This is a genomic window from Streptomyces sp. NPDC043896 (genome assembly GCF_056435605.1).
On record NZ_JBWKEE010000005.1, the window covers coordinates 324,817 to 344,775 of the forward strand.

Here is a 19,959-nt window from a genome sequence, read left to right on the forward strand (position 1 = left end):
CGTGGTGCGGGCATGCCGGTTCACTTCCGCCAACTGATCCTGTGCGGTGAGCAGTTCGTCACCGACGGTAGGGGTGTGCTGACGGTGGGGGCAAGCGGCTCGGGGAAAATGTTCCCCGTGTGGGTGAGCGGGTGTCGACTTGCGCTCGGTGTGGGCGCGAAACTGACGCGGTGAACGGTGGAAGGCGAGCAGACCAGGGCAACCGGGTGTCGACCGTGCTGGGCCGTCGGCTGGGCGGAGAGCTGTACGAGCTCCGCATGGCGGCGGGCAAGACCCAGCAGCAAGCAGCGCAGGCGATCAGCGCCACGACGACCAAAGTCACCAAGATGGAAAGCGGTTGGGTCCCGATGCGGGACCCGGACATCCGGGTGCTGTGCGAGTTCTACGGCGTGACCGAAGCCGAGGTCGTGAGCGGCCTGCTGGATCTGGCCCGACTGGACCGTGAACGCCGCAAGGCCAAGGGCTGGTGGCAGCAGGTCCGGACGGTGGGGAGTTTCTCGGAGTACGTCGCGATGGAGGACGTCGCCACGCACATCAAGACGTGGCAACTGGCCTTGATCCCCGGCTTGCTCCAAACCCCGGATTACGTACGGTCCTTGGGCGTCAGCTCCGACTCGTGGACGCACCCGGACCAGATCGAGGAGATGGTGGACACCCGGATCAAGCGGCAGGCGCGGCTGTGGGGTGACCGGCCTCTGGAGTTCCACGCCGTGATCTGGGAGGCCGCACTGCGTCAGGAGATCGGCGGCCGGGACGTCATGAGCGCGCAGCTCAACCACCTCATCGACGTGGCTGGGCGACCCAACGTCCACGTGCAGGTGCTGCCCTTCCGGGCGGGCGCCATCCGGAGTGTCCCGAGTGCCTTCAACCTCCTGTCCTTCGCAGAACCTGGGGCAGTGGACGTGGCCTACGCCGAGAGCCTCGGCGCTACTGTGTGGACGGAGGGAGCGGAAGGAACCGAGGTGTACGCCCGAGCGTTCGACCGCGTGGCGCGCATGAGCCTTGCGCCGCGGGACTCAGTCCATCTGATCGAGGCCATCAGTAAGGGAATGCAGGGATGAGCGAGTACCGCTTCGTGAAGTCCAGCTACAGCAACAGCACGAACAACACGGACTGCGTTGAGGTCGCCACGAACGTGGCCGGCACGGTCGCGGTCCGGGACAGCAAGCGCGCGGACGGCCCCGTCATCGAGGTCACCCCCGCCGCGTGGGAGGTCTTCGCGGGGTCGCGTTGAGCACCCGGACGCCGCGTCGGTCATGGCCAACCCCTCATGGTGAGACCTTCGTGAGACTCCGAGCGACCCTCCCGCTCGTACGGTCGTGGGTGTCCGCCTCTGACGTCAGGGGGCAGAGGCCCACCCGTACGGGTGTCAGGGATAGTGAGGGGAAATCATGATGCGACGTATGCGTACCGCACTGGCCGGGGGAGCGCTCGGGCTGGGCGCCATGCTGTTCGCGGCCGTTCCGGCTTCGGCGGCGACCGCGCCGGCCGCGAAGTCCGAGAAGGTCACGCTGGTGTCCGACGCGAGCGCCGCGCAGCAGGCGGCTCTGGCCTCCGACTGCCGGTACGGCGGGTACATCATCTACTCCGACGGCACCGTGGTGCACGTGATCATCTGCGGTGAGTGACATCCGGGGCTGACGCGTCGCTCCGGGAGGTCCCAGGGCCTCCCGGAGTGATCGGAATGCCCCCTTCGGCAGGTGCCCCCGCCCTATCATCGTCAGCCCAACGGTGACGAGAGGGTGGGGGATCCCGTCATGGAAAGAGCACCGTCCGAGCCCGCGTTAGCCAACGCCGGGCAGCAGGCAGTCCGGGACGAGGTGACGGCGCTCCTCGCGGGGGCGGGACGAGCCGTCGTCGTCTGCCTCGTCGGACCCCTCGGGTCGGGGAAGAGCACCGTCCTGCGCCAACTCGCCGACGGGCAGACGGTCGTCAGCGCCCGACGCGGCGACCCGGGGGCCGCCCTGCGCGAGGCGCACGAGGCCGCACACCCCGTCGTGTACGTCGACGACGCCGACGCGCCCGGTTTCGGGGATGTCCTGCGGAGCGGGCTCCGCCGGGCCGGGACGCGGACGCACGTCGTCCTGGCGAGCACGCGCCCGTTGCCCGGTACGGCCACCGTGCCCGTACCCCCGTGGACGGACGCGGAGGTCCGCGAGCTGGCGGCCGCGCTCGGCGTCACGGCCGGGATCGACCTGGTGGTGGCCCTGGCCGGCGGGCTGCCCCGGGTCGCGGGCGGGCTGAGCCGGGCACTGCTCGCGCCGACACCGCCGGACGTGCCGGGAGCCGTCGCCGACCGGGCGCTGCGCGAACTCCTGGGCGGCGTCCCGCTGGACCGGCACCTGTCCGACGTACTGGACGCGCTGGCCGCGGTGGGGCGGGGTGACGAGGAACTGCTGTCCGAGCTGGTCCCGCCACCGGACGGACCGGACTGGTTCGCCGCGCTCACCGACCTCGCGCTGATCACGGCCACCGAGTGCGGCCCGGCGGTGGTCGAACCGTTCCGGACCCTCCTCGACCTCCGGTACCGCTGGCGCCGGCCCGTGGCGCACCGCACCGCGATCACGAGGGCGGCCTCCCGCAACCTGCGCCTGCTGGCCGCGACCACCGACGACGGACGCCGACGCGCGCTCGCGGAGCACTCGCTGTACCTGACCGACGACCCGGTCGTCCGGCGGACGCTGTTCCCGCCCGCCCCGGCCGTGCCGACCGTACGAGGTGCCCGGCCCGAGGACCACGAGTGGATCGCCGGGCTCGCCGACCAGTGGGCGCGCCGCGGCGGCCACAGCACCGCCCGTACGGAACGCCTGCTCGACGGCTGGCTCCGGCACACTCCCGACGGGTTCCGCGTGGTGTGCGGGCCCGACGACCGGCCGGTGGGCATGAGTTACGCCCCGCTGCTGACCGACCGGGCGGCGGCCGTCATCGAGCCGGTGACGCGCCAGCACACCGACCGGCTGGCCGTCGGGTCCGGCGGCACGTTCATCGGGATGGCGGCGTGCGAGGACGGACACCCGCACGCGCACGCGGCGCTGCTGCGCCGGATCCTGGCCGACGGGATCGAGCAGCGGCGGATCGTGGTCGCGACGCCCTCGCCCGCATACCAGCAGCTGGTCCGCAGGCTCGGCTTCGGCTTCGTGGGCACGGCCCGCCACGAGCCGGCCGACGGGGGGCCGCACGCGGAGATCCACGAGCTGGCGTTCGCCACCCCGGACGGCCTGGCCGCATGGCTCGGACGGATGGCCGCCACCGGGCCGGCCGGGGGGTCCGTCCCGGTGGACCTCCGGTGGTGCGTGGCGGAGGTCCGCACAGCGCTGGAGAACCTCCACGACCCCGTCCGCCTCGCCCGGAGCGCGCTGCTGGCCTCGCCCGCGACACCGGCCCCGAAGGAACTGCGCACGGCCCTCGTCGACGCGATCGGGGTGCTCATCGGCTCCGACGACCCGCCCACCGCCCAGGCGGGCCGGATACTGGACGCCTACTACCTGCGCCGCCGGGCCGATCACGTGGGCGTGGCGAACCGCCTGCACCTGAGCCGGGCCACCTACTTCCGCCGGCTCGACCACGGCCTGACCCGGATCGCGGAGCAGCTGCTCGCCGGGTACCGGGCGGCCTGAGCCCGGGGGCGCCGCCGCCTCAGCCGTGCCTCGGCCGTGCCTCGGCCGCCGCCTCAGCCGTGCCTCGGCGGGGTCGGCTTGTGGCCCGGGTAGACGTGGTCCGGGGTGACGATCTCGGTGACGGCCTCGCCGAAGAGGGTGCTGGGTTCCTGGCCGTCGTGCAGGACGTCGGTGTTGAGGATGACCACCAGGGTGGCCTGTTCCTCCGGGAGGTGGATGCCGAGGCTCTCGTACCCCGGCAGCGAGCCGTTGTGGCCGATCCAGCCCTGGACGTCGAAGAGGCCCAGGCCGTAGCCGGCGCCGGGGATGCCGATCGAGGTGGTCTTCAGGCGCTCCGCCTGGGTCGCGGGCTTCAGCAGGGTGCCCGTCGCCAGGGTCTTGGCCCAGCTGCGCAGGTCCTCCAGGTCGGAGATCATCGCGCCGGCCGCCCAGGCCCACGAGGGGTTCCAGTCCGTCGCGTTCACGATCCGGCCCGACGCCGACTGGTCGGTGTAGCCCTGCGCGTGCGGGGACGGGAAGGCGGCGGTGGTGGGGAAGAGGGTGTGGTGCAGCCCCGCCGGGTCGATGACCTGCTGCTTCAGGACCTGGTGGAGGGGCCGGCCGGTGACCTTCTCGATGACCAGGCCGAGCAGGACCAGGTTGGTGTTGGAGTACTCGAACTCGGCGTTCGGGGCGAAGTTCACCGGGTGCTTGAACGAGTAGGCCAGGAGCTGCTGCGGGGTGAAGGGCCGGGTGCCCTCCGTGGTGAGGGCCTTGTCGAAGTCGTCGTCCTCGCTGTAGTTGAACAGCCCGCTGCGCATGCCGGCCAGCTCGCGCAGGGTGATGCGGTCGCCGTTCGGGACGCCGGAGACGTACGTGCCGATGGGATCGTCCAGGCCCACCTTGCCCTGGTCGACGAGGCGCAGCAGGGCGGTGACCGTGAAGGTCTTGGTCTGGCTGCCGATGCGGGTGTAGAAGTCCGTCCGCATCGGCGCGCCGGTCTCCTTGTCGGCCACGCCGAACGTCTTCACGTAGCTGCCCTTCCCCGGCGCCCACAGCCCCACGATCACGCCGGGCACCTTCGCCTCGCGCAGGGTGTCCCGGATCGCCGCGTCGAGCCTCGCGGCGACGGCGGGTGTCAGCTCCGGGAACTCCGGCGAAGGGGAGGGGGAGGGGGAGGGCGGGGGCGAGGGGGCCGCCGCGGCGGCCGGGGCGAGGAGCACACCGGCGGCGGCCAGGGCCACGCAGGCCCGGCGCAGCCGGGTGAGGGCGGTCGGCGTCATGGCGCGGCCTCCTGCCGTCCAGGTAACCCCAGGACCCCGAGGCCCCCAGCGTAGGCCCGGGCACCCCGTCCCGCCCGGCGGGCCCCGGGGCCCGGTACGGGCGGCGTCGCGCAGGCCGCGCCGGGTGCGGGCGCCGGACGCCCCCCGCTGACCTCCGGCTCGCGCTTCGCCGACGCCCGCCGCGGCGGGGCGCCTCCCGTCGGCGGCTCCCGCCGGTACGGTGGCGGTCCCAGGGCAACTCGGCTTCGGCAGGGGGCGGTTATGCGGGGCGGAACGGTGGCGGTGGTCGGCGGGAGCATCGCGGGGTGCGCGTTCGCCTCCGCGGCGGTACGGGCCGGGGCCGGGCGGGTCGTCGTACTGGAGCGCACCCGCGGCCGGCTCGCGGACCGGGGCGTCGGGCTGTGCGTGCACGACGAGCGCGCCGCCGAACTGGCCGCCGCCGGGGCCCTGCCCGGCGGGATCCCGGCGCACCGGCTGCTGCGGCGGCGGTGGGTGGTGCGGGACGCGGAGGCCGGGCCGGGCGGGCGGCTCGTCTGGGAGCAGCCGTTCCTGTTCCACTCGTACCACTGGGGGCTGCTGTGGCGCGGGCTGCGCGGGGCGGTCCCGGACGCGGTCGAGTACCGGCGGGGCGTGACCGTCACGGGCGTGGCCGGGGGCGGGGACGGGGCCGAGGTGCGGTTCGGGGACGGCACGGTCGAGCGGTACGACCTGGCCGTCGGCGCGGACGGGTACCGGTCGGTGGTGCGGGAGGCGGTGGCCCCGGGCGCGCGGCCCCACTACGCCGGGTACGTCTGCTGGCGCGGCAACTTCGACGCGGCACTGGCGGAAGGGCCGGAGTCCTTCCCCGATGCGGTGACCACCGTGTGCTACCCCGGCGGGAGCTGCGTGATCTACCGGATTCCCGGCCCGCACGGGCCGCGCGTCAACTGGGTGCTCTACGCGCCGCCCCCGCAGGACGGCCGGCTGCGCTTCGACGACCCCACCAGCTTCCCGCCGGGCGCGCTGACCCCGGAACTCCTGGACCACCTGCGGGCGTTGCTGGAGCGGGAGTTCCCGCCGTACTGGGGCCGGGCGCTGGCGCTGACCGACCCGGCGGCCACCTTCGTACAGCCCATCTACGACCTGGAGACCGAGACCACCGCCGCCGGCCGGCTCCTCCTCGCCGGGGACGCCGCCACGGTGGTGCGCCCGCACAACACCAGCGGCGCCGCCAAGGCGCTCCAGGACGCCACCGCCTTCGGGGCCGCGTGGGCCGGGGCGGCCACCTGGGAGGAGCTGCTGCGGGACTACCAGGCGGCCCGCGGCGCGGCCGGCCGGGAACTGGTCGCGCTGGCGCGCCGGCTGGGGCACGCCCAGGTGGAACGCACCCCGCAGTGGGCGCGGATGAGCCGGGCCGAGGCCGAGGCGTGGTGGCGGGGCCAGCTGGCGGGGGCGCCGGGGATCGGCGGCCAGGCCATGACCCCGTAGGGGCGGGATGCCGGTGCCGGTCCCGGTTCCGGTCCCGGGCGGCGGCGGGCCGGAGGGGGCGGCGGGGACGCGAGGGCAGGCAGGTCCGAGCCGGTGGGGGCTGCCTTCCATGACCGGCGGGAACCGATTCCCGCACGATTCCCCGCACCCGCCCGGTCCCCGTACTCCGCTGCGGATGCCGGGCCGGTTCGTGCGCGGGCCGCCGTACGACCCCCCGTGCCGCCGCGCGACCGTGCGGACACCCTTGACGGGCTCCGGCGGCGGGGAGACGCTCCCCGGGCTCACGACCGAGGGTTGCAGCTGGGGGGCCGGAAATGCCGGAGGAGTCTGTCCAGACGGTGGGGGAGCTGCGGGCGCAGCTCGTGCGGCGAGGGGCACGCTGGACCGTCAGCGAGCACCTGGCGGACGACGAACCCGTACCGAGGCCCTCACTCGGCCTCGAACCGGGGGTCAGCCTGACGCCCGCCGCCGAGGCGGGCCCCGTCGACCTGCGCGCCCTCGCCGGCCGGGACAGCGGCAACCCGCACCTGACCCGCCGCCGCGCCGCCAACGGCCTGCTCCCCGACGCCGGGACGGGCGCCGGGCGGCCCGCCGCCGTCGACTGGCGCAACCGCTGGGGCTGGCCCTGGCTGACCAAGGTCAAGGACCAGAACCCCTGCGGCTCCTGCTGGGCCTTCGGCGCGGCCGGGCTCGTCGAGTCGATGGCCCGGATCGAGCACGACGTCTGGGCCGAGCGCTCCGAGGGGGACGTCCACGACGGCCTGAAGTGCGCCTGCGGGCAGGGCGGCGACCCGGAGACGGCCCTCGACTGGATCAAGGACAACGGCGGTCTCGCCGACCCGGACTGCTGGCCGTACGGCACCCCGCCCCCCGGCCTGCCCGCCGAGCGGCGCGACGCCTGGCGCGCCGAGTACACGCCCAGCTGGGACCGCTCGGGCCGGACCGTCCGCATCAGCGACTACGTACGCCTCGGCGACGTCGAGCAGCAGAAGGTGTGGCTCGACACGGTCGGGCCCCTCACCGCCTGCTTCGACGTCTACGACGACTTCTTCGGGCTGGGGGCGGGGGTGTACCACCGCACCAGCGACCGGCTGGCCGGCGGGCACTGCGTGCTGGTCGTCGGCTACGACGACGCGGCCGGCTGCTGGCTGTTCAAGAACTCCTGGGGGCCCGGCTACCACGTCGGCGGCTACGGCCGGATCGCCTACGGCGAGGTCAACATCGACTACTGGGCCAAGTGCGGCCTGCGCGGCACCAACATCGACCCCTGGAGCAAGCGCCGCCTGCACGCGGGCAGCGTCTACGAGAGCGGCAACGGCCGCGCCCACCGCAACTTCGAGATGGCCGCGACCGCCGGCGACGGCCGGCTCCAGCACTGGTGGCGCGAGGGCGACGCCCCCTTCGCCTGGGCGCGGGGCCGGACGTACGCCTCCGACGCCTCCGGCCAGCCCGCCTTCACCGGCACCACCTACAACCGGAACATGGAGTCCCTGCACGTCACCACGGGCGGCCGGCTGCGCCACTGGTACTACGAGCAGGCCTTCGGCGTCTGGCGCGACGGCGGCGCCTTCGGGCCGGGCGACGCGGCCATCGGCTCGACCCCGGCGTTCATCCAGAGCGACTACGGCAAGCCGGGCAACTTCGAGGTGGTCGTCCGCACCGCCGACGGCCGGCTGAACCACTGGTGGCGCATCAACGGCGCCCCCTGGACCTGGAACGACGGCGGCCGCTTCGGTTCGGGGATCGCCCACTACGGACCGGCCCTCGTCCAGACCCGCTCCCGCACCCTCGACCTGGTCGCCGCCCGCACCGACGGCCGGATGCAGCTGTGGTGGCGCGACGACCCGAACGGCTTCGTCTGGCGCGCCGGGGAGGTCTTCGGCAGCCGCATCAGCTCCGCGCCCTGCATGATCGAGGGCCAGTACGGGGCCGCCGACGAGGACACCGCCGGGAACTACGAGCTGTGCGTGGCCGGCGCCGACGGCCGGATCGAGCACTGGTGGCGGGGGAACGCGGCCGGCGCGCCCTGGACCCGCAGCGCCGTCTTCGGGCACGACGCGCTCGCCGTCACCGGGATGCTCCAGGGCAGCTTCGGGTTCAACCTGGAGGTCCTCGCCCTGCGCGCCGACCGGCTGCTCCAGCACTACTGGCGCGACGGCGGGGGCTGGCACGAGGGAGCGGTGATCGGTCCGGCGTAGGCCGCCGCACGGAGGAGGCGCGGGTGGAGGTACGCGGGATCGCCCTGCGCGCGGGCGAGTCGTACGAGCTGCGGCTCACCGGGCGCGGGGCGCGCGGGTACGTGTGGACCTGGCAGGTCAGCGGGAACGCCGACGCCGTCTCGGTGAGCGAGGCCCCGTCGTCGCCGTCGCCCGCCGGGGTCCTGCCCGGTGCCCCGCTGGTGCGGACGTACGTGGTCCGCGGCCGCTGCCCGGGCGGGCGGGCCCGGATCCGCTTCGCGCAGGTCCGGCCGCCCTACCCGCAGGAGGCCCCGTACGACGAGTTCGTCCTGGAGGTCGAGGTCACCGCCGCCGCCCCGTCCGGCCCGGGCGGCCCGTCCGGCCGGGGCGGCCCGGGCGGCCCCGTCAGCGGCGGGGCCTGAGGGCCCGGTGCTGCAAGGCCTCCAGCGGGCCCCGCTCGAAGTACCGCAGCCACAGCCGGGACGCGCCGACCAGGAGCAGGCTCACCGCCGCCCACAGCCCCATCACCCACCAGGGCCCGCTCCCGCCGAACCGCTCGGCCAGCCCCAGTCCGAAGCCGTAGCAGAGCAGGACGCACAGCAGGTTCTGGCCGACGTAGCAGGACAGGGCGGTACGGCCGACGGAGCCGAGCGCCCGCGCGCCGGGGACGGCGAACCGGTCGAGGGCCCACCCGATCAGGCCGATGTAGCCGACGGCGACCAGCGGGGCGATGGCGTAGCGGCCCAGGACGAAGAAGTCGGGGCCGCCCAGCTCGGCGGCGATGCCCAGCGGCATCCCGAGCCCGAGTCCCCAGGCGGCCATCCGGCGCCTGATCCGGCGCCCGCCGTCGCCCGGGCCGAAGGCCCCGGCGCGGTGCAGCCGGACGCCGAGCAGGAAGAGGAACACCAGCAGCCCGAAGGTGAAGACGGGTTCGATGCGCAGCACCAGGGCGTTGTCGAGCCGGAAGCCGATCTGCTCCGCCCAGCCGCCGTGCGCGTAGAGCCGGACGGCTTCCGGGGAGGGCTCGGCCGGCGAGTCCGGGGTGACCGCGTCCCCGAGCGTCACCAGGGCGACCAGCGCCAGGTGGACCCCGGCCGCGACCCACGTCGAGATCCGCCGCACCCGCTCGGAGCGGGCCAGCAGCCAGGCCACCAGCAGCGCGGTGACGGCGTACCCCATCAGCACGTCCCAGGCGAAGACCAGGACGAAGTGGACCGTGCCCTCCAGGAAGAGGAACGCGGCCCGCCGCGGGTACCGGCCCGGCCACGGCTCGCCCCGCCGGGCGGCGGAGTCGAACTGGATGGCCAGGCCGACACCGAACAGGATCGTCAGCAGCGAGAGGAACTTGCCGTCGGCCAGGAAGCGGAAGGCGGTCTCGGCGATGGTGGCGGCGGAGGGGTCGGCGAGCGGGTCGGGCAGGTCCAGTCCGCCCTGGAGGACGCCCCACTCGGAGCCGGGCGAGGCGAAGATCCACACGTTGGTCATGAGCGTGCCGAGGATCGCGGCGCCGCGCAGGACGTCGAGCAGGGGCAGCCGGGCCGCGGTGGCGGCCACGCGGGATGACAGGAGGGTGTCGGCCATGTCACCAGCGTCCCGGCGGGCCGGGCCCGCTTCGTCCTGCCGGTGGACGAACGCGGGCTACATCCTTCGGTGCAGCCGCGGGCGCCCGGCGTCCACATCGCGGACGAACAGGATCGTTGCACCTCTCACGTATCTATCCTGGACGCATGCCGTCAGCCACCCGCGTCCCGCCGCGATGACCGCGGAGCCGCCGCGATGACCGCCGCGACGACCGCCTCGACCGCCGCGATGACCGCCGAGCCGCCGCGATGACCGCCGAGCCGCCCGGCGGCCGCAAGGCGGTCGCCGTCTGGTGCATCGGCGTCGCCGTCTACTTCGTCGCCGTCATCTTCCGCACCAGCCTCGGCGTGGCCGGCCTGGAGGCGGCGGACCGCTTCCACGTCAACGCCTCCGCCCTGTCCACGTTCTCCCTGCTCCAACTGCTCGTCTACGCGGGCATGCAGGTCCCCGTGGGCCTGATGGTCGACCGGCTCGGCACCAAGAAGGTGCTGACGCTGGGCGCCGTCCTCTTCACCGCCGGGCAGATCGGCTTCGCGCTCTCCCCCTCGTACGGCATGGCCCTCGCCGCCCGCGCCCTGCTCGGCTGCGGCGACGCGATGACCTTCATCTCCGTGCTGCGGCTCGGCACCCGCTGGTTCCCCGCCCGGCGCGGACCGCTGATGGCGCAGCTCGCCGGGCTCGTGGGGATGGCGGGCAACCTGGTCTCGACCCTGGTGCTGGCGCCCGTCCTGCACGGCCTCGGCTGGGTGCCGGCCTTCGCGGGCAGCGCCGTGGCGGGGCTGGTCGTCCTCGTGCCCCTCGTCCTGTTCCTGCGCGACCACCCCGAGGGGCAGGGGCCAGCGCCCGCCGCCCCGGGCGCGGGCGGCTTCGTACGCCGTCAGATCCGCGACTCCTGGCGGGAGCCGGGCACCCGGCTGGGCCTGTGGGTGCACTTCACCACGCAGTTCCCCGCGATGGTCTTCCTGCTGCTGTGGGGCATGCCGTTCCTCGTCGAGGCGCAGGGGCTGTCCCGGACCACCGCGGGCGGGCTGCTGACCCTGGTGGTCGCCTCGAACATGGGCTTCGGCCTGGTCTACGGCCAGCTCATAGGGCGCCGCCCGGCCGCCCGCCTCCCGCTGGCGCTGGGCACGGTCGCCGTCACCGCGCTGCTGTGGGCGTCCGTCCTCGTGTACCCCGGCGACCGCGCCCCGATGTGGCTGCTGGTCACGCTGTGCGCGGTCCTCGGGACCTGCGGGCCGGCCTCGATGATCGGCTTCGACTTCGCCCGGCCGGCCAACCCGGCCGAGCGGCAGGGCACCGCGTCCGGGATCACCAACATGGGCGGCTTCCTCGCCTCGATGACCACCCTGCTCGCGGTCGGCATCCTGCTCGACGCCACCGGGGACGACTACCGGATCGCCTTCTCGTCGGTGTTCGTGGTGGAACTGCTGGGCCTGACCCAGGTCCTGCGGCTGTGCCCCCAGGCCCTCGCCCGCGAGCGCGAGACCCCGGCCCCCGCCGCCCCAGCGGCCGGGGGCAACCCCCGCGAGCCGCTCCCCGCCGAGCCGGCCTAGGGGGTGTCCCCCGCCACCGCGGGCCGTGCCGTGCCGTGCCGTGCCGTGCCGGTGTTACGGGGTCACGGCGAACGCCCTGAGGATGGCGTCGGCCAGCTCGGTGTCGCCGTCCACCTTCACCCGGTCCGCGACCGTGCGCGGCCGCACCCGGCCCGCGGCGAGACGTACGTACGTCTCCCAGTCCATGGCCAGCGACACGGCCGGGCCCAGCGAGGGGGACTTGTCGAGGGTGGCCCGGCCCGCCGCGTCCACGCGCACGGTCCGCAGGAACTCCACCGGCCCGTGCACGTCGATGACCACCGCCGAGTTCGGCGGCGCGCCCGCGCCCTTGGCGACCGCCTTCGGCAGCCCGGCGAGGAGGATGTCCCGCGCCACGAACGCGCCCGGCGAGTCCCAGTTCCCCGGGACGCCCAGCGCCGCCCGCAGGTCCTGCTCGTGGATCCACGTGTCGAAGGCGCGCAGCCGCAGCGCGAACTCCAGCGTGATCTGGTTGCCGAGAGGGCCGCGCACCATCGTCGTGGCCGGATCCCGCTTCTCGTTGCGCAGCTGGCGCTGGCGGCGGATGACCGTGTACTCCAGCTCCGAGGTCATCTCCGGCGCGGTGTGGTGGCGGCGCACGTCGACCGGCACCTCCATGTACCGGGTGAACTCGTCGACGACGTGCCGCAGGTCGCGCGGCAGCGTGTGGATCGGCCGCGGGTCGCCGAGCTGTTCCAGCTCAAGGCCGATGATGTGGGACACGACGTCGCGGACGGACCATCCGGGGCAGGGCGTCGGCAGGTTCCACTGGCCCTCCGAGAGGGGGAGGACCAGCTCGGTTATCGCCTCGATGGAGTGGGTCCACGCGTCGGCATAGGGCTCAAGACTGGGATGGACGGTCAACGGGACCCCTCGCTGGCTGTTCAGTGGCGCGTTGTGGACTATTCCCAAAACTACGCTGCCGATGAGCACCCCGACAGCGCTTTCGTGTGACGATCGTAGGCCTTGAGTTGACCGGCTGACATGCCAGGACGGTGGTAGTGTGCGCGCCTCGCTGATTCAAATCGCGGTGAACGACGGGGAGTCGGTGGCTTCCAGGCGGCTGCGGGCCGCCGAGCTCGTGCGGGAGCAGAGCGGCTCCGATCTCGTCGTGCTTCCCGAACTGTGGACGGTGGGCGCCTTCGCCTACGAGCGGTTCGAGACGGACGCCGAACCGCTGGACGGCCCGACCTTCGCGGTCATGTCCAAGGCCGCCGCCGACGCGGGGGTCTGGCTGCACGCCGGCTCGGTCGTCGAGCGGGCGGGGGACGGCTCCCTCTACAACACCGCCCTGGTGCTGTCCCCGTCGGGCGAGCTCGCCGCGACGTACCGGAAGATCCACCGCTTCGGCTTCGACCAGGGCGAGGCGGTGCTGATGTCCGCCGGCGACTCCCTGACCACGGTGACCCTGCCCGAGCAGACCCTCGGCCTCGCCACCTGCTACGACCTGCGCTTCCCGGAGCTGTTCCGCGGGCTCGTCGACGCCGGCGCCACCACGATGGTCGTCTCGGCGGGCTGGCCGGCCCGGCGGCGCGAGCACTGGACCCTGCTGAACCGGGCGCGGGCGGTCGAGGACCAGGCGTACGTCCTGGCCTGCGCGACCGCCGGCACGCACGCGGGCGTCGAACAGGCCGGGCACAGCCTGGTGGTGGACCCCTGGGGCGAGGTGCTGGCGGAGGCGGGCCCGGGCGAGGCCGTCCTCACGGTGGACCTCGACCCGGCGAAGGTGGCGGACACCCGCGACCAGTTCCCGGCCCTGAAGGACCGCACCCTGGGCCGCTAGGCCCTGGCGTCAAACTTCCGTCGTCGCCCGGAGGGCGGGGCAGACGGCAGTTTGACGACAGGCCCTAGGCCCGCGCGCGGCCCTGCGGGCAGCCCCGGGGGCTCTGGGGGCTCCGTCCTCAGCCGTCGCAGCCCCCGGCCTCCCCTCGCTCCCCTTCCTCCCGCTCCTTTTCGGCCATTCTGATCACGCAGACGGCGAGCGCCACGAGCAGCGCCGGGTCCGCGTCCTCCCGGACCACGTCGACGGCGTACGTCTCGCGGAGCCGGTACCACTGCCGGGAGACGAGGGCGAGCAGCTCGCCCTCGTACTCGACCTTGAACTCGCGGTCCAGGACCCGCCCGCTGACGTCGAGTTCCGTGCCCTCGGCCATGGTTGCGCGGAAGTGGTTGCGCAGCAGCGACAGCCGCTTGCGCCGGACGACCGCGAGCCGCACCCCGTCCCGCTCCAGGGTCATCGCGTCCCGGAGGGCGAAGAGCTTCTCCCGCAGCGTGAGCAGGATCCGCCCGTCGGGGTCCTTCAGCTCCAGGGTGTCGCGGAAGCGCAGCGCCTTCCCGTCGACGAGGAAGGCGTGCCGGCCGTCCTCGTCCTCGATCCAGTAGTCGTCCCCGATGGCCAGCATTTTGTCCCGAACGAGGTATTTCATGCGCTGATCGCTGCCCGGGATAGCGTGGCCCCATGCCGACGAAGCCCACCACGCGCCTGCTCTACGTGACCGACCTCGCGTACCCCGCACGCGGCCGCCGCTACTGCGACGAGGACATATTCCTCACCGCCCGGCTGCGCGAGCACTTCACCCTCGCGCTGTGCCACCCGCTGGACGCGCAGGCACTCATGCCCGGCTTCGACGCCGTCGTCGTCCGCAACAGCGGCCCGGTGCTCGGCTACCAGCAGGCCTACGACGCCTTCCGTGCCGCCGCGCCGGCCGCCGGGACCCCCGTCTACAACCCGCTGACCGGCCGCGGCGACATGGCCGGCAAGCAGTACCTCCTCGACCTCACGGCCGCCGGGTACCCGGTGATCCCCACTGTCGACGACCCGGCCGACCTGCACCTGCTGCCGCGCGCCGACACGTACGCGGTCAAGCCCAAGCAGGGCGCCGACTCCATGGGTCTCACCTTCACCTCCACCCCGTCCGGTCCGGCGGGGGAGATCCTCATCCAGCCGCGGATCGACTTCGCGTACGAGGTGTCCTTCTACTTCGTCGACGACGCCTTCCAGTACGCCCTCCACGCCCCGGACCCCGAACGCCGCTGGGACCTCACCCCGTACGCCCCGACCCCCGAGGACCTGGCCTTCGCACGCCGCTTCATCGACTGGAACACCCTCGACCACGGCATCCAGCGCGTGGACGCCTGCCGCGCCCCGTCGGGCGAACTGCTGCTGGTCGAGCTGGAGGACCTGAACCCGTACCTCTCCCTGGACCTCCTCCCGGCCCCGGTCCGCGACGCCTTCGTGGACGCCCTGGTCCGCTCGCTGCACGCGTTCACCGAGGCCACCCCCTAGCCCATCCACAGACGCATCAGCGCCCCCTGGCTGTAGGGCGCCGGGGTCACGCTCAGTTCACCGGAGAAGGGCCGGTCCAGGACGATCACGAGCAGCAGGCTGAACCCGATGAGCGCGGACACCGAGCCCACGAAGAGCAGCTGCATCCGCAGCCGGCGCATGCCGTAGAGGAAGGTCAGCAGGATCAGCACCAGCGCGCCCCCGTACGCCAGCACCTGGAGCAGCACCGGCAGCTGGGTGGAGGCGGTGGCGATCCTCGCGCGGCGCTGCGCGGCCACGTCGTTGAGACGGGCCACGGCCTCGGAGTAGAAGACCTCCTCCCGGGCGGTCCTGGGCTCGTACGCCTGGAGGGCGAGGAACATCTCCCGCATCTGGGTCTCGGTCGTGCCGAAGTCGCCCTTGCCCTCGCGCATGAGCGGCCACTGCCGCTCCGCCACCGCGTGCACGTAGTCGCTGACGCCCCGCTCGACCTGCAGCCGGACCTCCGGGGGGAACGCCTGCGCGTCGCGCAGGATCAGGGCGAGGTCCGTGGCCTCGGTCGACACCACGGCCTGGGTGTTCTCCAGCTGCGTCCACAGCGTGACGACGACGAAGGCGAGGATGATCCCGTAGATGGCGCCGAAGACGCCGAGGACGACGCCCACCATCTCGTTGTGCTCGCCCGAGGCGAGCGAGGGGTACCGCCGCCGCGCGAGGACGCTGCCGGCGAGCGAGAACGCGAGGATCCCGCCGACGACGATCACGGCGAGGGTGAAGGTGCTGAGGTGGTTGAGCAGCCAGAGTGCCACGGGCCCAGCCTCCCGGAAACGCCCCCGCCCCGCCCCGCGTGTCGCGGCACCCACCCCGGAGACCACTCGTCCGCGCGACCCCACCCACGCTGCCGCGACGTTTCCGCGACGGCCGGGCGGGCGCTCCTGCGTGATCCGCTGTTCATACCCGGATGGCAAGCTTGAAGGATGAACGATGCTGCTCCGGCGCCCACCCCCGCGCCCGCACCCCGCAAGCGTGCCCGAGTCCGTGCCCCCGAGCTGATCGGCAAGGGCGGCTGGCTGAACACCGGTGGGAAGGAACTCACCCTCGCCGACCTGCGCGGGCGCGTTGTGATCTTGGATTTTTGGACCTTCTGCTGCATCAACTGCCTGCACGTCCTCGACGAGCTGCGGGAGCTGGAGGAGAAGCACCGGGACACCGTGGTGATCATCGGGGTGCACTCGCCGAAGTTCGTCCACGAGGCCGACCACGCCGCCGTCGTCGACGCCGTCGAGCGGTACGAGGTGCACCACCCCGTGCTCGACGACCCCGAGCTCGCCACCTGGAAGCAGTACGCCGTGCGGGCCTGGCCCACGCTCGTGGTGATCGACCCCGAGGGGTACGTCGTCGCACAGCACGCGGGTGAGGGGCACGCGCACGCCATCGCGCGGCTCGTCGAGGAGCTGGAGGCCGAGCACGAGGCCAAGGGGACGCTGCGGCGCGGGGACGGGCCCTACGTGGCGCCCGAGCCCGTGGCCACCGACCTGCGGTTCCCCGGGAAGGCGCTCGTGCTGTCCTCCGGGAACCTGCTGGTCAGCGATTCCACGCGGCACCAGTTGGTGGAGCTGGAGGCCGACGGGGAGACCGTCGTGCGGCGGATCGGCAGCGGTGAGCGCGGATTCGGGCCGGACGCCTTCAGCGAGCCGCAGGGGCTGGCGCTGCTGCCCGGCGGGCGGGTCGTGGTCGCCGACACCGTGAACCACGCGCTGCGGGTGTTCGACCCGGAGACCGGCGCCGTGGAGACCGTCGCCGGGACGGGGCGGCAGTGGTGGCAGGGCTCGCCGACCTCCGGGCCCGCCCTGGAGGTGGACCTGTCCTCGCCCTGGGACGTGGCCTGGTGGGAGGGCCGGGTGTGGATCGCCATGGCCGGCGTGCACCAGCTGTGGACCTGGGACCCGGAGGCGGGGACCGTCCGGGTCGCGGCCGGTACCACCAACGAGGGGCTCGTCGACGGGCCCGCCGCCGAGGCCTGGTTCGCGCAGCCGTCCGGGCTCGCCGCCGCCGGGGACCGGCTGTGGCTCGCGGACTCCGAGACCAGTGCGCTGCGTTACGTCGAGCGGGACGGCGAGGGCGGGTACGCCGTGCGGTCCGCCGTCGGGACCGGGCTGTTCGACTTCGGGCACAGGGACGGGGACGCCGGGCAGGCGCTGCTCCAGCACCCGCTCGGTGTCACCGCCCTGCCGGACGGCTCGGTCGCGGTCTGCGACACGTACAACCACGCCCTGAGGCGCTACGACCCCGCCACCGGCCAGGTGTCCACCCTCGCCACCGACCTGCGCGAGCCCAGCGACGCCGTGCTGGTGGGCGAGGACATCGTGGTGGTGGAGTCGGCCCGGCACCGGCTGACCCGGCTGCGGCTCCCGGAGGAGGCCGTACGGGTCGACGCGGTCGCCCACCGCACGCAGCGGGCGGCCACCGAGGTGGCCCCCGGCACGCTCCGCCTCGACGTGGTCTTCCAGGCCCCGGCCGGGCAGAAGCTGGACACCCGCTACGGGCCGTCCACCCGGCTGCTGGTCTCCTCGACCCCGCCGGAGCTGCTGGCGGAGGGGGAGGGCGCCGGGACGGACCTGTTCCGGGACCTGGTGCTGAACCCCGCCGTCACGGAAGGGGTGTTGCACGTCTCGGCGATGGCCGCGTCCTGCGACGACGACCCCGCCAACGAGTACCCGGCCTGCCACGTCCACCAGCAGGACTGGGGCGTGCCGGTCGTCGTCACGGCCGCCGGCGCCGCCCGCCTGCCGCTGGTGCTGGCGGGCATGGACGCCTGACGGACTGGGCGAACGCGCTTCCTGGGGGGCCTCAGCCCTCCAGGAAGGCCAGCAGGGCGTTCGCGAGGAGGAACGGGTCGTCGGAGCCGCAGAGTTCGCGGGCCGAGTGCATCGACAGGATCGCCACGCCGATGTCCACCGTCTGGATCCCGTGGCGGGCCGCGGTGATCGGGCCGATCGTGGTGCCGCACGGCATCGAGTTGTTGGAGACGAACGTCTGCCACGGCACCCCGGCCCGTTCGCAGGCGGCGGCGAAGACCGCGCGGCCGCTGCCGTCGGTGGCGTAGCGCTGGTTGACGTTGACCTTCAGGATGGGGCCGCCGTTGGCGCGCGGGTGGTGCGAAGGGTCGTGCCGTTCCGCGTAGTTGGGGTGGACGGCGTGCCCGGTGTCCGAGGAGAGGCAGATGGTGCCGGCGAAGGCGCGGGCCTTGTCCTCGTACGAGCCGCCGCGCGCGAAGACTGAACGTTCCAGCACGTTGCCCAGCAGGGGGCCGTCGGCGCCGGTGTCCGACTGGGAGCCGTTCTCCTCGTGGTCGAAGGCCGCCAGCACCGGGATGTGGTCCAGGCCCTCGGAGGTGGAGACGGCGGCGAGGGCCGCGACTCCGGCGTGCACCGACAGCAGGTTGTCCATGCGCGGGCCGGCCAGCAGCTCGCGGTCACGGCCGAGGTAGGCGGGCGGCTCGATCGAGTGGACCATCAGGTCCCAGCCGGCCACCGAGCCCTGCGGCAGGCCCTCTTCCTCCTCCAGGAATGCGATGAGGTCGCCCTCGCGGGCCTCGCCCAGGCCCCAGATCGGCTGCATGTGGCGCTGCTTGTCGAGCTTGAGGCCGTCCGTGTTGACGGAGCGGTCGAGGTGCACGGCGAGCTGCGGGACGCGCAGCAGCGCGCGGTCCACGTTGACGAGGCGCTCGGTGCCGTCGCGCAGGGTCAGCCGGCCGGCGAGGCCGAGGTCGCGGTCGAGCCAGGTGTTGAGCAGGGTCCCGCCGTAGATCTCCACCGCGACCTGGCGCCAGCCCTGCGAGCCGGTGTCCGGGACGGGCTTCACCCGCAGGTTGGGGGAGTCGGTGTGCGCGCCGATGATCCGGAAGGGGGTGTGCGCGGACGCGCCCTCGGGCACGTACCAGGCGATGAGCGCGCCGCCGCGCAGGACGAACCGGCCTCCCGACCCCGAGTCCCAGGCGTCCGATTCCGACAGCTGCCTGAAGCCCGCCTTCTCCAGCCGCTCCGCCGCGTTCGCCACTGCGTGGTACGGCGACGGACTGGCCGTCAGGTAGGTCATCAGATCGTCGGTGTGGCCGCGGTCGAAGCGGGCGGGAGAGCTCATGTGGTTCACCTTAACGACGGTCGTGTTCGCCATGGCCGGACTGCGGCGGGATAGCCGAAAGGTCGAGGACCGCGGGGGGTTTGCCCCGCGGTCCCGTCGTTCTCAGCCCGGCGGACGCTCGAATCTGCGCTGCAGTTGTCTGCGCTCGCCCCGGCGGATGCGCGGGAGCATCTCGGGGGTCTGCGGTGGCCGCTGCGCGCGTCTCTTGCGTCCGGCGCAGAAGATACAGGCCTCGCCGGGAGGGGCATCGGGGTCGATCGGCGCGCCGGGGTGCTCGGAGCATCCCGAGGCGTTGCGCGGCCGGGACAGTTCCCGGGCCACGATGAAGGCCCGGTGGAGGTCGTCGGCGATGCGCACGAAGTCCTGGTCGGAGGAGCCCAGGGTGAGGTGGAAGCGCTGCTCGTCGATCACGCGGAGGTAGTGGCGCAGGACGTCGAGGGTGTACGGGCCCTCGGGCACGGGGTACCCGAGGCGCCGCTGTTCGCCCGCGGGGGCGGGGCCGGCGGTGCGGCCGCCCTGAAGGCGGCGGCCGAGGCGGCGGCGGTCGTTGCAGATGAGGCAGCGGCCCCAGCCCTCGGGCGCCTCGGGGTCGAGGGCGCCGTTGGGGTGTTCGGGGCAGCCGGTGTAGCTCTTGGCGGGGGCCAGGCCGGCGGCCGTCTGGAAGGCCACGTAGAGGGCGTCGGCCACGGGGTCGTACTCGGCGGGGTGAGCGCCGTCGTAGAGGTCCTTGATCCGGTCGCCGAGGGCGCCCACGTTCGCCTGGAGCTCCTTGAGGGCGTACGGGCGCCCCGTGGGGACGGAATACCCCCTGCTGCCGTGCTGCTCCTGTGGACTCATGTCTACGAGCGTGCCACGAACCACCGACAACGGCCGAAA

18 protein-coding genes are annotated in these 19,959 nt (G+C 73.6%); 11 read left to right on the forward strand and 7 right to left on the reverse strand.

Going from position 1 to position 19,959, the window contains the following annotated elements:
* Nucleotides 1–206 precede the first annotated feature (206 nt).
* From AC069X_RS09840 to AC069X_RS09855, 4 genes are all read left to right on the forward strand, one after another.
* The gene (locus tag AC069X_RS09840; protein ID WP_478726873.1) at nt 207–1,061 is read left to right on the forward strand and encodes a DUF5753 domain-containing protein; all 855 of its coding nucleotides are present in this window, start codon (nt 207–209) and stop codon (nt 1,059–1,061) included.
* The gene (locus AC069X_RS09845; RefSeq protein WP_478726875.1) at nt 1,058–1,234 is read left to right on the forward strand and encodes a DUF397 domain-containing protein; all 177 of its coding nucleotides are present in this window, start codon (nt 1,058–1,060) and stop codon (nt 1,232–1,234) included. Before AC069X_RS09840 ends, AC069X_RS09845 begins: the two co-directional genes overlap by 4 nt.
* Nucleotides 1,235–1,403: 169 nt before the next feature.
* Entirely contained in the window at nt 1,404–1,628 is a 225-nt protein-coding gene (locus AC069X_RS09850; protein WP_478726877.1) for a hypothetical protein, read from the forward strand.
* A gap of 129 nt (nt 1,629–1,757) precedes the next feature.
* Nucleotides 1,758–3,617: a hypothetical protein gene (locus AC069X_RS09855; protein WP_478726879.1), complete on the forward strand. Its 1,860-nt coding sequence runs from the start codon at nt 1,758–1,760 to the stop codon at nt 3,615–3,617.
* 53 nt (nt 3,618–3,670) lie between these two features.
* Here the strand turns inward: AC069X_RS09855 and AC069X_RS09860 are convergent, their stop codons facing one another.
* Nucleotides 3,671–4,879, reverse strand: a complete 1,209-nt coding sequence (locus AC069X_RS09860) for a serine hydrolase domain-containing protein (protein ID WP_478726881.1) — start codon at nt 4,877–4,879, stop codon at nt 3,671–3,673.
* A gap of 261 nt (nt 4,880–5,140) precedes the next feature.
* On the opposite strand from AC069X_RS09860, the gene AC069X_RS09865 reads away from it, so the two are divergent.
* The 3 genes from AC069X_RS09865 to AC069X_RS09875 all read left to right on the forward strand — a co-directional run bounded on the left by AC069X_RS09865 (nt 5,141) and on the right by AC069X_RS09875 (nt 8,945).
* Nucleotides 5,141–6,346, forward strand: a complete 1,206-nt coding sequence (locus AC069X_RS09865) for an FAD-dependent monooxygenase (protein ID WP_478726882.1) — start codon at nt 5,141–5,143, stop codon at nt 6,344–6,346.
* Between the two features lie 314 nt (nt 6,347–6,660).
* Nucleotides 6,661–8,544: a C1 family peptidase gene (locus tag AC069X_RS09870; protein WP_478726884.1), complete on the forward strand. Its 1,884-nt coding sequence runs from the start codon at nt 6,661–6,663 to the stop codon at nt 8,542–8,544.
* Nucleotides 8,545–8,567: 23 nt separating this feature from the next.
* Nucleotides 8,568–8,945, forward strand: coding sequence for a protease inhibitor I42 family protein (locus AC069X_RS09875; protein ID WP_478726886.1), 378 nt, complete (start codon nt 8,568–8,570; stop codon nt 8,943–8,945).
* On the opposite strand, the gene AC069X_RS09880 is transcribed toward AC069X_RS09875, so the two are convergent.
* On the reverse strand, nt 8,929–10,104 hold the full coding sequence (locus tag AC069X_RS09880; RefSeq protein ID WP_478726888.1) for a DUF418 domain-containing protein: 1,176 nt from the start codon (nt 10,102–10,104) through the stop codon (nt 8,929–8,931). The genes AC069X_RS09875 and AC069X_RS09880 overlap by 17 nt on opposite strands.
* Nucleotides 10,105–10,352: 248 nt before the next feature.
* On the opposite strand from AC069X_RS09880, the gene AC069X_RS09885 reads away from it, so the two are divergent.
* Nucleotides 10,353–11,657 (forward strand): MFS transporter, encoded by a 1,305-nt coding sequence (locus AC069X_RS09885; protein WP_478726890.1) that lies wholly within the window; start codon nt 10,353–10,355, stop codon nt 11,655–11,657.
* Between the two features lie 54 nt (nt 11,658–11,711).
* Here the strand turns inward: AC069X_RS09885 and AC069X_RS09890 are convergent, their stop codons facing one another.
* Nucleotides 11,712–12,539: a maleylpyruvate isomerase family mycothiol-dependent enzyme gene (locus AC069X_RS09890; RefSeq protein ID WP_478726891.1), complete on the reverse strand. Its 828-nt coding sequence runs from the start codon at nt 12,537–12,539 to the stop codon at nt 11,712–11,714.
* A gap of 139 nt (nt 12,540–12,678) precedes the next feature.
* Here AC069X_RS09890 and AC069X_RS09895 point away from each other — a divergent pair, with 139 nt between their 5' ends.
* Nucleotides 12,679–13,458, forward strand: a complete 780-nt coding sequence (locus tag AC069X_RS09895; RefSeq protein WP_478726893.1) for a carbon-nitrogen family hydrolase — start codon at nt 12,679–12,681, stop codon at nt 13,456–13,458.
* Nucleotides 13,459–13,576: 118 nt separating this feature from the next.
* Here AC069X_RS09895 and AC069X_RS09900 read toward each other — a convergent pair whose 3' ends face one another.
* Nucleotides 13,577–14,101, reverse strand: a complete 525-nt coding sequence (locus AC069X_RS09900; RefSeq protein ID WP_478726895.1) for an LURP-one-related/scramblase family protein — start codon at nt 14,099–14,101, stop codon at nt 13,577–13,579.
* 32 nt (nt 14,102–14,133) lie between these two features.
* Here AC069X_RS09900 and AC069X_RS09905 point away from each other — a divergent pair, with 32 nt between their 5' ends.
* Nucleotides 14,134–14,961, forward strand: a complete 828-nt coding sequence (locus AC069X_RS09905) for an ATP-grasp domain-containing protein (RefSeq protein ID WP_478726897.1) — start codon at nt 14,134–14,136, stop codon at nt 14,959–14,961.
* Here the strand turns inward: AC069X_RS09905 and AC069X_RS09910 are convergent.
* Nucleotides 14,958–15,749, reverse strand: a complete 792-nt coding sequence (locus AC069X_RS09910) for a bestrophin-like domain (protein ID WP_478726899.1) — start codon at nt 15,747–15,749, stop codon at nt 14,958–14,960. The two genes, AC069X_RS09905 and AC069X_RS09910, sit on opposite strands and share 4 nt — an antisense overlap.
* Before the next feature lie 168 nt (nt 15,750–15,917).
* On the opposite strand from AC069X_RS09910, the gene AC069X_RS09915 reads away from it, so the two are divergent.
* A complete protein-coding gene (locus tag AC069X_RS09915) occupies nt 15,918–17,759 on the forward strand; it encodes an NHL domain-containing thioredoxin family protein (RefSeq protein WP_478726901.1) in 1,842 nt (613 codons plus the stop codon).
* A 31-nt stretch (nt 17,760–17,790) separates the two neighbouring features.
* Here the strand turns inward: AC069X_RS09915 and AC069X_RS09920 are convergent, their stop codons facing one another.
* On the reverse strand, nt 17,791–19,083 hold the full coding sequence (locus AC069X_RS09920) for a M18 family aminopeptidase (protein ID WP_478726903.1): 1,293 nt from the start codon (nt 19,081–19,083) through the stop codon (nt 17,791–17,793).
* Between the two features lie 102 nt (nt 19,084–19,185).
* Complete coding sequence (locus tag AC069X_RS09925; protein ID WP_478726904.1) at nt 19,186–19,920, reverse strand: hypothetical protein; 735 nt, start codon at nt 19,918–19,920, stop codon at nt 19,186–19,188.
* Nucleotides 19,921–19,959 lie beyond the last annotated feature (39 nt).

Excerpts from the sequence above, each read along its gene's own strand:
- AC069X_RS09920 (WP_478726903.1), bottom strand. The coding sequence starts at position 19,083 with ATGAGCTCTCCCGCCCGCTTCGACCGCGGCCACACCGACGATCTGATG.
- AC069X_RS09845 (WP_478726875.1), top strand. The coding sequence starts at position 1,058 with ATGAGCGAGTACCGCTTCGTGAAGTCCAGCTACAGCAACAGCACGAAC.
- AC069X_RS09905 (WP_478726897.1), top strand. The coding sequence starts at position 14,134 with ATGCCGACGAAGCCCACCACGCGCCTGCTCTACGTGACCGACCTCGCG.
- AC069X_RS09860 (WP_478726881.1), bottom strand. The coding sequence starts at position 4,879 with ATGACGCCGACCGCCCTCACCCGGCTGCGCCGGGCCTGCGTGGCCCTG.
- AC069X_RS09915 (WP_478726901.1), top strand. The coding sequence starts at position 15,918 with ATGAACGATGCTGCTCCGGCGCCCACCCCCGCGCCCGCACCCCGCAAG.
- AC069X_RS09880 (WP_478726888.1), bottom strand. The coding sequence starts at position 10,104 with ATGGCCGACACCCTCCTGTCATCCCGCGTGGCCGCCACCGCGGCCCGG.
- AC069X_RS09900 (WP_478726895.1), bottom strand. The coding sequence starts at position 14,101 with ATGAAATACCTCGTTCGGGACAAAATGCTGGCCATCGGGGACGACTAC.
- AC069X_RS09925 (WP_478726904.1), bottom strand. The coding sequence starts at position 19,920 with ATGAGTCCACAGGAGCAGCACGGCAGCAGGGGGTATTCCGTCCCCACG.
- AC069X_RS09870 (WP_478726884.1), top strand. The coding sequence starts at position 6,661 with ATGCCGGAGGAGTCTGTCCAGACGGTGGGGGAGCTGCGGGCGCAGCTC.
- AC069X_RS09885 (WP_478726890.1), top strand. The coding sequence starts at position 10,353 with ATGACCGCCGAGCCGCCCGGCGGCCGCAAGGCGGTCGCCGTCTGGTGC.
- AC069X_RS09865 (WP_478726882.1), top strand. The coding sequence starts at position 5,141 with ATGCGGGGCGGAACGGTGGCGGTGGTCGGCGGGAGCATCGCGGGGTGC.
- AC069X_RS09855 (WP_478726879.1), top strand. The coding sequence starts at position 1,758 with ATGGAAAGAGCACCGTCCGAGCCCGCGTTAGCCAACGCCGGGCAGCAG.
- AC069X_RS09850 (WP_478726877.1), top strand. The coding sequence starts at position 1,404 with ATGCGTACCGCACTGGCCGGGGGAGCGCTCGGGCTGGGCGCCATGCTG.